The 14,028-nt window shown below is 73.7% G+C and carries 9 protein-coding genes; 4 read left to right on the top strand and 5 right to left on the bottom strand.

The window, feature by feature from the left end; translation table 11 throughout:
• Positions 1–1,659: an acyl-CoA dehydrogenase family protein gene (locus BLR02_RS12315; RefSeq protein ID WP_090564142.1), complete on the top strand. Its 1,659-nt coding sequence runs from the start codon at positions 1–3 to the stop codon at positions 1,657–1,659.
• Positions 1,659–2,867 (top strand): CoA transferase, encoded by a 1,209-nt coding sequence (locus BLR02_RS12320; RefSeq protein ID WP_090563923.1) that lies wholly within the window; start codon positions 1,659–1,661, stop codon positions 2,865–2,867. The genes BLR02_RS12315 and BLR02_RS12320 overlap by 1 nt, the downstream gene beginning before the upstream one ends.
• 150 nt (positions 2,868–3,017) lie before the next feature.
• On the opposite strand, the gene BLR02_RS12325 is transcribed toward BLR02_RS12320, so the two are convergent.
• Complete coding sequence (locus BLR02_RS12325) at positions 3,018–5,570, bottom strand: penicillin-binding protein 1A (protein WP_090663406.1); 2,553 nt, start codon at positions 5,568–5,570, stop codon at positions 3,018–3,020.
• A 129-nt stretch (positions 5,571–5,699) separates the two neighbouring features.
• On the bottom strand, positions 5,700–6,851 hold the full coding sequence (locus tag BLR02_RS12330) for an N-acetylmuramoyl-L-alanine amidase family protein (RefSeq protein ID WP_090663407.1): 1,152 nt from the start codon (positions 6,849–6,851) through the stop codon (positions 5,700–5,702).
• Between the two features lie 874 nt (positions 6,852–7,725).
• Here BLR02_RS12330 and BLR02_RS12335 point away from each other — a divergent pair.
• On the top strand, positions 7,726–10,833 hold the full coding sequence (locus BLR02_RS12335; protein ID WP_090663408.1) for a ribonuclease E/G: 3,108 nt from the start codon (positions 7,726–7,728) through the stop codon (positions 10,831–10,833).
• A gap of 24 nt (positions 10,834–10,857) precedes the next feature.
• Here BLR02_RS12335 and BLR02_RS12340 read toward each other — a convergent pair whose 3' ends face one another.
• Both BLR02_RS12340 and BLR02_RS12345 read right to left on the bottom strand, forming a co-directional pair.
• Positions 10,858–12,069 carry an MFS transporter gene (locus BLR02_RS12340; protein ID WP_090663409.1) on the bottom strand — a complete coding sequence of 404 codons (1,212 nt, stop codon included), beginning with the start codon at positions 12,067–12,069 and terminating at the stop codon, positions 10,858–10,860.
• Complete coding sequence (locus tag BLR02_RS12345) at positions 12,066–12,767, bottom strand: ArsR/SmtB family transcription factor (RefSeq protein ID WP_090663410.1); 702 nt, start codon at positions 12,765–12,767, stop codon at positions 12,066–12,068. Before BLR02_RS12345 ends, BLR02_RS12340 begins: the two co-directional genes overlap by 4 nt.
• A 97-nt stretch (positions 12,768–12,864) precedes the next feature.
• Between BLR02_RS12345 and BLR02_RS12350 the strand changes: the two genes are divergently transcribed.
• Positions 12,865–13,215 (top strand): antibiotic biosynthesis monooxygenase family protein, encoded by a 351-nt coding sequence (locus BLR02_RS12350; protein ID WP_090563913.1) that lies wholly within the window; start codon positions 12,865–12,867, stop codon positions 13,213–13,215.
• A 6-nt stretch (positions 13,216–13,221) separates the two neighbouring features.
• Here BLR02_RS12350 and BLR02_RS12355 read toward each other — a convergent pair whose 3' ends face one another.
• Positions 13,222–13,959 carry a DUF4189 domain-containing protein gene (locus tag BLR02_RS12355; RefSeq protein ID WP_090663411.1) on the bottom strand — a complete coding sequence of 246 codons (738 nt, stop codon included), beginning with the start codon at positions 13,957–13,959 and terminating at the stop codon, positions 13,222–13,224.
• Positions 13,960–14,028: the final 69 nt, after the last annotated feature.

Consider the following 14,028-nt stretch of genomic DNA (forward strand, 5'->3'; position numbering starts at 1 on the left):
ATGCAGGGCAATCCCCCGACCCAGGCGCTGCTGGACCGCTGTGCCACGGCCCTCGATTCACTCGAAGGGCTGCAATCGGCGGCGAAGGCGGCGCTCGCCGCCCGGCTGCTGCGCAACGGGCGCGCCGATGGCGCGGCGCTGGAGCGCGAGCAGCTGGCCGCGCATGGCTATGCCTGGCTGGCGACCTATGCGACGGCGCTCGGCGCCCTGCTGGCGCGGGCGCGGCGGCTCGAGGCCGGGGGCGTGCTGTCGCCGCTCGAGCGCCTGGTTCTGGAGGCCGGGTTCAGCGAGTACCTGGCGCAGGTCGCCGGCGGCATCGCCATGTCGCAGAACGAGATCGTCCGGCTCGAGGAGCTCGGCCTGCCGGAGGCCGATCTCGCCCGCTTCCTCGAGGCGCCGGCGGTGCAGGCGCTGCGGCGGGTGTCGCAGTCCGGATTGCGGGCGGAGATCGCGGCGGCGATCGGCCGCGGCGACGAGCCGCATGAGGCGCTGGGCGACGACATGCTGGACATGATCCGCGACCAGTTCCGCCGCTTCGCTGCCGAGGCGGTCGCGCCGGAGGCCGCCCGTATCCACCGCGAGGACGCGCTGATCCCGATGTCGCTGCTCGCCAGCATGGCGGAGCTCGGCGTCTTCGGCATCACCATCCCCGAGGAGCGCGGCGGCCAGGGCCTCGGCAAGGTCGCCATGTGCGTGGTGACGGAGGAGCTGTCGCGCGCCTCGCTGGCCGTCGGCTCGCTCGCCACCCGCTCCGAGATCGCGGCCGAGCTCATCGCGCAGAACGGCACCGAGGCGCAGAAGGCCGCCTTCCTGCCCGGGATCGCCAGCGGCGCCATCATCCCGACCGCCGTCTTCACCGAGCCGAACACCGGCTCCGACCTGGCCTCGGTCCGCACGCGCGCGGTGCCGGAGGATGGCGTCTACCGGGTCACCGGCGGCAAGACCTGGATCACCCATGCCGCCCGCGCCGACCTGATGACGGTGCTGGTCCGCACCGGGGCGCCGGAGGAGGGTCATCGCGGCCTCTCCATCCTGCTGGCCGGCAAGCCGCGCGGGACGGAGGAAGACCCCTTCCCCGCCGCGGGCATGACGGGGGCCGAGATCAAGGTGCTCGGCTATCGCGGCATGAAGGAATACGAGATCGCCTTCGACGGCTTCATGGTGCCGGAGGACCGGCTGCTGGGCGGCGTCACCGGCCAGGGCTTCCGGCAGCTGATGGCAACCTTCGAGGCGGCCCGCATCCAGACCGCCGCGCGTGCCGTCGGCGTCGCCTGGAACGCCTATGACCTTGCCCTGCGCTATGCGCGGGAGAGGACGCAATTCGGCAAGCCGCTCTTCGCCTTCCCCCGTGTCCACGGCAAGCTGGCGATGATGCTCGTCGAGAACGTCATCGCCCGCGAGCTGACCCTGGCCGCAGCCCGCCGCAAGGACCAGGGCGGGCGTTGCGACATCGAGGCCGGCATGGCGAAGCTGCTGGCGGCGCGGATCGCCTGGAGCAATGCCGATGCCGCCGTGCAGATCCATGGCGGCAACGGCTACGCCGAGGAATACGCCGTTAGCCGCGTGCTGGTGGATGCGCGCATCCTGAACATCTTCGAGGGCGCGGCCGAGATCCAGGCGGGCGTCATCGCGCGCGGCCTGCTGGAGGGGCGGAACTGATGGACGCACCGCTCGCCGGCCTTCGCATCGTCGAGGTCTCCGCCTTCATCGCCGCGCCGATCGGCGGCATGACCCTGGCGCAGCTCGGCGCCGAGGTGATCCGCATCGACCCGCTCGGCGGCAATATCGACTACAACCGCTGGCCACTCGCGCCCGATGGGCAGAGCCTCTACTGGACCAGCCTCAACAAGGGAAAGCGCTCCGTCGCCCTCGCCCTCGACAGGCCGGAGGGCCAGGCGCTGGTCCGCGACCTGATCTGCGCCCCGGGCGCCGAGGCCGGCATCCTGCTGACCAACCTGCCAGCGTCCCGCGGCTGGATGAGCTATGCCGCGCTCGCCGAGCATCGGCCCGACCTCATCATGCTGCGGCTGACCGGCAATCCGGATGGCTCGGCCGCCGTCGACTATACGGTGAACTGCGCCAGCGGCTTTCCGGTCGCCACCGGTGCGGATACGCGGCCGGTGAACCATGTGCTGCCGGCCTGGGATGTGGCGGCTGGCCTCTACCTGGGACTGGGCCTGCTCTCCGCGGAACGCGTCCGCGCCCGCACCGGCAAGGGGCAGGAGGTGACGCTGGCCCTGTCGGACGTGATGGCCGCGACGGTGGCCAATCTCGGCTATGTCGCGGATGTGCAGGTCAATGGCGCGGTAAGGCCGCCGATGGGCAATGAACTCTACGGCGCCTTCGGGCGGGACTTCGCCACCGCGGATGGGCGCTCGGTGATGCTCGCCGCCATCTCCAACCGGCAGTGGCGCGCCATCGGCAAGGCGACGGGGCTGGCCGACAAGCTGGCCGCCATCGGCCCCCTGATGGGCGTCGATATCGAGACCGAGGGCGGACGCTTCCAGGCGACCAGGGCCATCGCCGCCCTGCTCGAGCCCTGGTTCGCCGCCCGCAGCCTGGAGCAGGTGGCGGCCGCCTTCGCCAATAGCGGCGTGCTCTGGGGCCCCTACCAGGATTTCGGGCAGCTCGTGCGGGAGGACCTGCGCTGCTCACCCGCCAACCCCATCTTCGGCGAGATCGAGCAGCCGGGCATCGGCAGCCTGCTCGCGCCGCGGGTGCCGCTCTCCTTTGCCCTCAGCGCCGCGCCGCCACCCGCGCCGGCGCCTCGGCTCGGGCAGCACACGGGGGCAGTGCTGCGTGACATCCTGGGCCTCGACGCAGGCGCAGTCTCCGAGCTCGGGAAGCAGGGGATCCTGCGCCCCTGACCGAGGCGCCTACCGGGCACAAGATGGCGCTGCGCCGGACGGGCCGCGGCTGGAGCGGGTTCCGTTCGCACTGGCTCACGGAAGCCGCTCCAGCGTGTCGCCGGATCGATCCAATACCTGAGAGGCGGGCAGCACCCTCCCCAGCCCGGCTCAGTACAACCCACCCAGCCCCCGATCGAGCCCGACCGCCGTCCCCCGCGACGGATCCTCCTCGGGTGGCCGGGCGGCATTCTCCGTGCCGGGCCGGAAGGCCTCCATGATGGCCTGGCCATTATCCGCCTGGACCCGCACCAGGGCGACGCCGGGCGGGGCGCGGAAGGGCACGGCCGGGCTGCCGCGCAGCGCCGCCTCCAGCACGTCATGGAAGATCGGCGCCGCGTTGCTGCCGCCGGTCTCGCCATTGCCGAGCGAGCGCGGCTCGTCGAAGCCCAGCCAGACGGCGATGACGATGTCGGGCGTGAAGCCAACGAACCAGTTGTCGACATAGTCATTGGTCGTGCCGGTCTTGCCGGCGATCGGCCGGTTCAGCCCCTTGCCCGCCGCGGTGCCGGTGCCGCGCGTCACCACGCCGGTCAGCAGGTTGACCATCTGGTAGGCGGCGATCGGGTCGGTGATCTGGCGGCGGCTGTCCACCAGCTCGGGCGGCCCGGCGCCGGGGCCCGATCCCGGCCCGGTCGCGGCGCAGCCTTCGCAGGCGCGGTTGTCGCTGCGCCAGATCACCCGGCCGCGCTGGTCCTGCACGCTGTCGATCAGCGTCGGCGTCACCTCGCGCCCGCCATTGGCGAAGGCGGCATAGCCGGCGGCCATGCGCAGCACCGTCGTCTCGCCCGAGCCGAGCGACATCGCCAGGTAGCGCGGCATGTTGGGGATGACGCCGAAGCGCGCCGCCGTCTCCGCCACCTTGTCGATGCCGACATCCTGCGCCACCCGGATGGTGACGAGGTTGAGCGACTTCTCGAGCGCGGTGCGGATGGAGACGTAGCTGTTGGTGACGCCATCGCCGTAGTTGCCCGGGCGCCAGATGCCCTGCGGCGTGTTGATCTCGATCGGCGCGTCGAGGAAGCGCTGGTTCGGCGGGATGCCCGCCTCCAGCGCCGGGAGGTAGACGAAGGGCTTGAAGGAGGAGCCGGGCTGCCGCTGCGCCTGGGTGGCGCGGTTGAACTGGCTCTTCTCGAAGGACCAGCCGCCGGCCATGGCGAGCACGCGGCCCGTGCCGGGGTCGAGCGCGACGATGGCACCCTCCACCTGCGGGATCTGCCGCAGCGCCAGCCGCTCCGGCCGGGCGGGGGCGCGGCCCTGGGCGGCCTGGGCCGGCAGCGCCTCCACCAGCACCACATCGCCCGCCGCCAGCACATCCTGCATCCGCCGCGGCGTGGCGCCGAGCCGCCCGTCGCCCAGCGCGCGCCGGGCCCAGCCGGCCTCCTCCAGCGGCAGGGTGCCGGTCCGGGGTTGCGCCGGGCCGCGCGGGTCCGGCCGCTCGATCCAGCCGAGCCGCGCCTCGCGGTCCCGCACCTCGAGCGCAACGGCGAGCTTCCACTCCGGCATGGCGCCACCCGGGCGCTGCGTCGCCTCCAGCGCCGGCAGCCATTCCGTGGCGGCGGCGGAGATCTTCGCCACCGGCCCGCGCCAGCCGCCGCGCCGCCGGTCATAGCTCGTCAGCCCGGTGCGCAGCGCCGCTTCGGTCGATGCCTGCAAGGCCGGATCGATACTGGTGCGCACGACGAGGCCGCCCATCGTCGTCTGCTCCGGCCCGAAGCGCGTCGTCAGCTCGCGCCGCACATCCTCCGTGAAGTACTGCCCGACCGGCAGCACCTCGGGCCGGCGCAGCGGGCGGGGGATGAGGGGCTCGGCCTTGGCCGTCGCCGCCTCGGCCGGGGTGATGGCCTTGTCCTCCGCCATCCGGTCCAGCACCCAGTCGCGCCGGGCGCGTGCTGCCTCGGGGAAGCGCATGGGGTTGTAGTTGTTCGGCCCTTTCGGCAGCACGGCGAGGAAGGCGCTTTCGCCGAGGGTCAGCTCGTCGAGCCCCTTGTTGAAATAGGCCTGCGCCGCCGCGGCCACGCCATAGGCCTGGTAGCCGAGGAAGATCTCGTTCAGGTACAGCTCGAGGATGCGGTCCTTCGGCAGCGTCTCCTCGATGCGGATGGCGAGGATCGCCTCGCGCAGCTTGCGGGTCAGCGTGCGGTCGGCGCCGACCAGCATGTTCTTCGCCACCTGCTGGGTGATGGTGGAGGCGCCGCCGAGCCGCCGGCCGCTGCCGTAATTCTCAACAGCTGTCAGCGTCGCCCGCAGGATGCCGATGGGGTCGACGCCATGATGCTCCCAGAAGCGCTGGTCCTCGGCGCTGACGAAGGCTGCCTGGATCTGGCGGGGGATCGCCTCGATCGGCACGAAGACCCGGCGCTCCGCCGCCAGCTCGGCCAGCAGCCGGCTGTCGGCGGCATAGATGCGTGACATCTGCGGCGGCTGGTAGTCGGCAAGCCAGCGGTAGTCGGGCAGGTCCGCCGCCACCTGGCGATAGAGGCCATAGGCGACCACGGCGCCCCCCGCGGCGCCGACGGCCAGCAGCATCAGCAGCCCGCCGAAGACCCCGCGGAAAGGCACGCGCCGCCGGCGCGGCTTCTGCTTCGGCGGCGGGTCCCGTGGCGGGGGCGGGGGCGGCGCGATCTCGAGGGTGGGCTCGGGGCGGTAGTCAGGCGGCGACATGGCGGTCCCAATACAGCGTCCCGGGGCAGGCGGCCACGCGGACGGCCCTGATATAGGCGCATGGCGCACCGGCACCACGAACAACTGCGCGGGCGCCGCCCGGCCCCTTCGCCGGCGGCCCGGCCGGGATCAGCCGGCCGAGGCCACGACGGCGCCCGGAGCGCCGAGGAATCCATGCACCGCCTCGGCCAGCGCCCCGGCCAGCTTGGCGCGGTGGCTGGCGCGGTTCAGCGCCGCCTCGTCCTGCGGATGGGACAGGAAGCCCATCTCCACCAGCGCCGCCGGCACGTCGGGGGCCTTCAGCACCACGAAGCCGGCGCGCCGATGGGTGTTCGGCAGCAGCGGCACCTGATCCTCGAGAGAATCGACCACCAGCCGCGCCATGCGCTCCGAGCCGGCCCGGGTCTCCTGGCGGATCAGGCTGAGCAGGATGCGGCCGACCTCGGGCGAGACGCTCGGCAGCCGCAGCCCGCCATTGCGATCCGCCTGGTTCTCCCGCTGGGCGAGGCGGGCGGCCAGGCTGTCCGAGGCGGTCTCGGAGAGGGTGTAGACGCTGGCGCCGCGGGCACCCGGTGCGCTGTCGGCATGGAGCGAGAGGAACAGCGCCGCCTCGCGTCGCCGCGCCATCTCCACCCGGTTGCCGAGCGGGATGAAGACGTCCCGCCCCCGGGTGAGTGCCACGCGGCAACGGCCGCCGGCCTCCAGCTGCCGCTTCAGCTCCAGTGCCGAGGCGAGGGTGATGCGCTTCTCATGCGTGCCCTGGCTGCCGATCGTCCCCGGGTCCCGCCCGCCATGGCCGGGGTCGATCATGACCAGGGGCAGCGAGCCGCGGGCTGGCAGGGCGGCGCTGGCCAGCGGCCGGCCCTGGGCCAGCCGGGCGAAAGCCGCCGCCGGGCCGGGCCGCAGCGCGATGGTCAGCCGGTCCCGCGTCGCGGCGACGCGCGGCGCGGCGATGGGGCCGGCGAGGTGCAGGATCAGGGTCTGGGTGCCGCCGCTGCCTTCGCGCCGCGCCTCGGTGACGATGCCGGCGCCGGCCAGCCGGTCCGGCCCGCGCCAGGACTGGTTAGGCAGCTCGATCACCAAGCGGGCCGGGTTGGCGGTGGCGGTGACGCGCCAGGCGGTGCCGGGGGCGATCGGCAGCAGCAGCCGCGTCTCGCCACGCGCCGCGCTGAGCCGAGCCTGCGGCGCCGCCGCCTCGGCCAGCCCCGGCAGCAGCAGGCCGGCCGCAGCCGCGATCAACCCGCGACGCCCCGGCCGGAATTGGCCATCCCCCTCGATCATCCGTGCCACGCCCCCCAGCGTTGCGGCCGCATTCTATCCTCGACCCGGCGATGGGTGAAGCCGCATCGCCAGGCATTGCCGCATCGTCAGGCGGGGATGTGACCAAATTGGGGGCGATGTCGGCACGGGATGCCGACTGGCGGCCTGCAACCGTGGCGCGTCAGCCTTGTGGAAGACAAACCCCTCCCCTATGGTGCCTTGCCCCGGCGGCGCCCGCTGCCGGCGGAGGATTACGGCGCTTTCGTGCCGACAGGCCATGGACCCAGCGGTCCGCCGGGCCTGCGGTGCGGTACGCGGCAGTGTCCGGCATGGGGGGCGGTAGCCGCCTCCGCGTTTCGCCGGTCCGCCACCCGCCACGGTCCCCTGACAGGTCCTTGGGCTTCGCCCCGGGGCATGGCGTCGGTGGGCTGCCCGGGACGCCGCCTTCGTCGCCATGCGGGACGTGTCGCGTGCGGACCCTTGGCGCCCTTTCCATCCCTTCGGGGCGTCCCTGGTGCAAGCGTGACCGACGTCGCCCCAGCCGCGCCCTGCGTGGCTGGCCCTGGGGGCGCGAACCCTGGGGTGCCACCCCGGGCCGACGCCTTGCGCCGTACCCGGCGCGGCGGCAGTCCGGGCCCGGCCCCCGCCGGAGGAGGATGGATGGGCGCATGACGCGCGTGCCCTGCCCCCGCGATTGGCCGCCCCAGGCGGCGATCAGCGGGAGGATGCAGGTCATCAATACAGAAGCCCGGTGGACCGGAGGGAGTGGCCGCCTGCGTGCGGCCCCGTGCTTCGCCACACCGGGCCGCGTCGCGCCCCCTTCCGATTTCGGGTCACGCCACCCCGATCCGCCGCGCCGCACTCTGGTGCCGCGCGGCGCGGAGCCACTGCTTCGATGACCAAGCGCATGCTGATCGACGCATCCCACGCGGAAGAGACCCGCGTGGTGGTGCTGGACGGCAACCGGCTCGAGGAGTTCGACCTCGAGGCCGCGAGCCGCCTGCCTCTCAAGGGCAATATCTACCTGGCCAAGGTGGTCCGGGTGGAGCCCAGCCTTCAGGCCGCCTTCGTGGAGTATGGCGGCAACCGCCACGGCTTCCTCGCCTTCAGCGAGATCCACCCCGACTACTACCAGATCCCCGTCGCCGACCGGCAGCGCCTGCTCGAGATGCAGGCCGCCGAGGCGCGCGAGGAGGAGGAATCGGAGGAGCGCGAGGCCGCCCTCGCCGACGCCCTGGAAGCCGCCGCCGCTGAGGAAGTGCCGGCCGAAGCCGTGGCGCCGGAGGCCGAGCCCTCTCCAGCCGAGCCCCCTCCAGCCGAGGCTGACGCCAGCGCGGCCGAAGCCATGCCGGCCGCCACGGAGGCGTCCGAGGCCGGGCCCGCCACCGAGGCACCCTTCGGGGAAGCCCCGGCCGAGCCCATCTCCGCCGGCCCCATCGAGATCGCGGCCGAGGCCCGCTTCGAGGCCGCACCGGACGCCGCCGAGACGGCGCCCGACAGCGCCTCCGTGGCCGCCTCTCCGGGTGAGGGCGACCAACCCGAGCTCGCCCAACCTCTCGCCAATGGCCATGCGCCCGAGGCGCTGCAGCCGAATGGCGAGGATGAGCGCGGCGAAGATGACCGCGGCGGTGACGAGGAGGAGGATGCCCCGGCGCCCGAGACCATCGGCGGCGAGGGCCCCGAGGAGGTCTCGCGGGAGCGCCGCATCCCGCCCCGCTTCCTCCGCCACTACAAGATCCAGGAGGTGATCCGCCGCCGGCAGATCATGCTGGTGCAGGTGGTGAAGGAGGAGCGCGGCACGAAGGGCGCGGCGCTGACCACTTATATCTCGCTCGCCGGCCGCTTCTCCGTGCTGATGCCGAACAGCCCGCGCGGCGGCGGCGTCTCCCGCAAGATCACCTCCGTCACCGATCGTAAGCGCCTGCGCGAGGTGATCGACGATCTCGGCCTGCCGGGGGGCATGAGCCTCATCGTCCGCACCGCCGGCGCGCAGCGGCCGAAGCCCGAGATCCGGCGCGACTGCGAATACCTGCTGCGGCTGTGGGACAACATCCGCGACCGCACCATGGCCTCGACGGCGCCTGCGTTGATCTACGAGGAAGCCGACCTCATCAAGCGCTCGATCCGCGACGTCTATGCGCGCGACGTCGAGGAGATCCTGGTGGATGGCGAGGACGCCTTCCAGGAGGCCCGCGAGTTCATGCGCATGCTGATGCCGCAGCATGCCAAGAAGATCCAGCTCTTCCATGATGGTGGCCTCTTTGCCCGCCATCAGGTGGAGGCCCAGCTGGATGCGATGCATTCGCCGATGGTCCAGCTCCGCTCCGGCGGCTACCTGGTCATCAACCAGACCGAGGCGCTGGTCGCCATCGACGTGAACTCCGGCCGCTCCACGCGCGAGCGGCATATCGAGGACACGGCGCTGCGGACCAACCTTGAGGCGGCGGACGAGATTGCCCGCCAGCTGCGCCTGCGCGACCTCGCCGGCCTGATCGTCATCGACTTCATCGACATGGAGTCGGCCAAGCACGACGCCATGGTGGAGCGCCGGATCAAGGAGGCGCTGAAGCATGACCGCGCCCGCATCCAGGTCGGGCGCATCAGCCATTTCGGCCTGCTGGAGATGTCCCGCCAGCGGCTGCGGCCGAGCCTGACCGAGACCACCTTCGTCACCTGCCCGCACTGCCAGGGCCGCGGCCAGGTCCGCAGCCTGGAGAGCAGCGCGCTGCAGGTGCTGCGCGGCATCGAGGAGGAGGCGGCGCGCCGCCGTTCCGCCGAGATCTGCGTCCATGTCGCCGCCCAGGTCGCCTTCTACCTGCTGAACCGCAAGCGCGAGAAGCTTCAGGCGATCGAGCAGCGCTTCGGCATGTCGGTCGTCTTCGAGCCGGATGACACCCTGATGCCGCCGGCCTTCCGGCTGGAGCGGCTGCGCGCCGCCGAACCGGGCCGCATTCCGGAGGCGCCGCCGGCCGCACTGCGGATGGACTACGCCCCCGAGGCCGAGCCGGAGCCGGAGCCTGAAGCCGAGGAGGCCGAGGCGCCGGCACCCGCCGAAGCCAGCGAGGCCGAGCGGGCCGAAAGCGAGCGCCAGGGCGATCGCCGCCGCCGGCGCCGCCGGCGCCGGGGCAGCAACCAGCGCGGTGAGGGCGCCCAGGCCAATGGTCAGGCCGAGGGCGACACCGAGGAGGAAGGCGAGGGTGAGGAGGAGCAGGCAGAAGCTGCCCCGACGCCCGAAGCCGAGCCGCAGCCGGCACCGGCCGCCACAGCCGAGGAATCCGCCGAGGCCGAGCGCCAGGCGGATACCGAGGGTGATGCCGGCCGCGACGGCCCGCGCCGCCGCCGCCGTGGCCGCCGTGGCAGCCGTCCCGGGACCGCCGGGCAGGGCGAGGAGGCCACGCCGGAGGAGGGCGAGGCCGCCCCGGCCCCCCGCTATACCGGCCCGACCCCGGCCGACCCCTTCGCCGGCCATGTCGATGACATCATGGCGGCGATGGAAGCGGCCGAGGCCGCGGCCGAAGCGGCGGCCGCCGCTCGCCGCTCGGCCCGCATCGCGGCACCGGCCGAACCGGCCCCCGAAGCGCCATTCGGCGAGGCGGTGACGGAGGCCGCGCCGGCCGGGCCAGCGGCCGAGGCAGCGCCAGCAGAGGTAGCGCCAGCCGAGACCACCCCGGTCGAGACCGCGCCGGCCGAGACGACGCCAGTCGAGGCAACACTGGTCGAGGCCACACCGGTCGAGACCATGCCAGGCGAAGCCACACCGGCTGAAACCACGCCCGGGGACGCCGCATTGGCCGAGGCCACACCGGCCGAGGCCATCCTGGAACCTGCCCCGGCCGAGGCAGTGCCTGCTCCGGAGCCGGAGGCCGCTGCCATGCCAGAGCCTGCTCCCACCCCCGAGCCAGTGCCCGAGCCGGCGGTGGTCCAGGGGCCGATCATCCAGCCGGTCAGCGTCGATGCGCTCGACGAGGCGGCCCCGAAGCGCCGCGGCTGGTGGCGCCGCTGATCCGCTGAACCCCGCGCCGCCCGGTTACCCTGGGCGGCGCGGCGGGGCGTCCCGCCCCATCAGATAGCCAACCAGACCAAGCGCCAGGGCGGCGGCGAGGGTGGCGAAGGCGATGGGCCAGGCCATGCCCGCCGGGGCCGCAGCCACGGCCCAGCCTGTCAGAGCCGGCAGGGCAGCGCTGCCCAGGGTCTGCGCCAGGTTCACCGTCGTCGCCCCGCGCCCCACCAGATGGTCCGGGAAAAGCGAGCGGCCCTGTGCCACCACCACGACCGGGTAGCAGCTCAGCAGGCAGAGCAGCACCAGCAACCCCACCGCCAGCGGCAGGGGGGCGCGCGGCCAGAAGGCGAGGGCCAGCAGCACCAGCACTGCCCCGCCCGCCATGCCGGCCACCAGCCACTTCCGGGTGTTCAGCCGCCGCTCCAGCGGCCCGACGCCGAGCAGGCCGAGCACCAGCGCGAGACCCATGGCCCCGAGCACCATGCCGCGCGGCCCCGGCGCCAGCCCGTGCACCTCCGACAGATAGGGGCCGGCCCAGACCGCCAGCACCGTCGCCATCGCCGCATAACCGACGAGATGCATCGCCAGCACCGGCAGCAGCCCCGGCGTCCGCCAGACGGTCAGCTGGCCACGCAGCGCGCCGGCCAGCGTCTCGGGCGGGCGGTGCGGGGCCGGGCGGTCCGGCGGGTCATCGCGCACCCAGGCCCACCACAGGGCCGCGAGCCCGAGGGTGAGCACGGCCGAGAGAGCATAGGCGCCGCGCCAGCCGATTCCGGCCGCCACCCAGGCGAAGGGCGCCCCCGCCAGCAGGATGCCGATCTGGCTGAAGGCGAAGACACGCGCCAGGGCGGTGGTCAGCCCCTCCCCCGCATGCCAGCGGGCGCAGAGCACCACGCTCGCCATGAAGGAGGCGGCGCACCCCAGGCCGAGCAGGAAGCGGCCGGCCAGGAACAGCCCGGCATCCGGCGCCAGGGCCTGGGCCAGGGCGCCAGCCGCCGCCGGGAGGCTCAGCGCGGCGACCGTCCGCCGTGGCCCGATGCGGTCGAGCGCCAGGCCGACCGGGATCTGCAGCACCAGCAGGGCGAGGAAGAAGGCACCATTGGCGGCGCCAAGCAGGCCCGGCCCGGCGCCGAGGTCACTCGCCAGTTCCGGCCCGATCACGCCGAGCGCGGCGCGGTGGAACTGGCTGGCGCTGGTCATCAGCGTCAGGGCCAGCAGCAGGCGGGCCGAGGCGCTCATGCCGCGATGCCCAGTGCCTCGCCAAGTTGGCGAGCCCCCTCCGGCGTCATCCGCAAGCGGCGCCGGGCCAGCGGGTCGCCCTCCCGCTCGGCCGGGATGCGGGCGAGCCAGTGGCGGCGGAGGCAGCAGGCGGCGATCTCCCGCCCCAGCCCGCCCGCCAGATGCGCCCGCCGCTCCGACCAGTCCATGCAGTCACAGGCGAATCGGCGCGCCTGCCGCGCCGCGACGAGATCGACGCCGAGCGCCGCGAGCCCCGCCTCCCCCCTCGCCGTCGCCACCCACCCCCCGGCCACCGGCGCGATCCAGCCCCGCCCGGTGAGGCCGGCATGCAGGGCGACGCCGAGCCGGCCGGCCAGGTGGTCGTAGCAGAGGCGCGCGCTGCGGAAGGCCTCGCCATGCGGCCAGCGGCGGGCAGGGGAGACGGCCTCGCTGAGGCCGCCCAGCGTCTCCAGCATGGCCGCCACCTCCTCCGAGGCGAGGCGATGGTAGCGGTGCCGGCCCTGTGGGTGGACGGCGATCAGCCCGCCCTCCGCCAGCCGGGCGAGATGGGCGCTGGCCGCCGGGGCGCCGATGCCGGCGACGCGGGCCAGCTCGCCCGCCGTCAGCGCCTCGCCCGAGAGCAGGGCCTGCAGCATCGCGGCGCGTGCCGGGTCGGCGAGGAGGATGGCGGTGGCGGCGAAGGCAACAGGGCTGGTCATGGAGGCGAGCCTAGCGTGGATGCGGCGCCGCCGCTTCGCCCCTGCCCGAAGGACAAGCGCCACGCGGCATGGCAGGCTCCGTGCCAGGAGGACCCGCATGATCGCCGTTATCTTCGAGGTCGAGCCGGCCGAGGGCCGCTTCGACGACTATCTGGACCACGCCGCCCGCCTGAAGCCCGAGCTCGAGAAGATACCGGGGTTCATCTCGGTCGAGCGGTTCCGCAGCCTGACCAACCCCGCGAAGCTGCTCAGCCTCTCCTTCTGGGAGGATGACGCGGCGGTGGCCTGCTGGCGCAACCATGGGACGCATCGTGCGAGCCAGGCCGCAGGCCGGGACGGGATCTTCGCCGGCTACCGGCTGCGGGTGGCGGCGGTGCTGCGCGATTACGGAATGGCGGAGCGGAGGGAGCAGGCGCCGGCCGACTCCCTTGCCCTGCATGGCTGGTAGGGCCGGCTAGCCGCAGCCGCTGGCGACGATCTCGCAGCTTGCGCTGCGGTCGCGGCTGCCGCAGGCGGCCAGCGCCTGGCTCTCGGCCGCCTCTTGCGAGGGCCCGGCCCCGCCCGCGGCATAGGTGATGGTGTAGGTGCTCGGATCAGCGGTACGGACGAGGCCGTTGCTGCGCCGGGCCTGGGCCACCGCGCCGCAGCGGTCGGTGAACTCGAGGGCGAGCCGGCAGGCGCCGCCCTGGCCCTGGCAGCGGCGCTCCGCCTGGCCATGGGCGGCGAGCCGGTCCGGCTGGCCATAGGTCAGGCCGAAGCTGCCGCTCGGCGCCGGGGCGAGGTAGATCGCGCCGCTCCGCGCACCGCCGCCGTGATGCGGCGGGGCCGGTACGCTGGCGAGGCCACGCACCTGCGGGGTGTAGGTTCCTTGCGGCAGGGCGGCCAGGCGCTGGCCGGTCGGGCCCTGGAGCGCCACGTAATTCGGCTCCGCCAAGGTGCCGCGGCCGGTGGTGGTGCCGCGGCCGGTGGTGGCGCCCCGGCCGGCGCTGCGCTGAAAGGCGTGGCCCGCGGTACACCGCATCAGGCAGGCCTGGACCGGCGCCGGATTGGACCGGATGGCCGAGGAGGCAGCGCCGCAGCTCCGGGTGCAGGCCGGCGGGGCCGAGGTGGTCTGCGCCACGGCCAGCGGCGGGGCGAGGAAACCCAGAATCAGCATCCCCCAACCGATGAGGATCGTGGACCGCTCGACCATGCCCTCTCCCCGCCATGCACGCTGTCACTGCGTGCTGTGACACGAGCCGCCTCCGTGGGACGCGGAACG

Origin of the sequence: Belnapia rosea, assembly GCF_900101615.1 — a bacterium.
Lineage (GTDB): Bacteria > Pseudomonadota > Alphaproteobacteria > Acetobacterales > Acetobacteraceae > Belnapia > Belnapia rosea.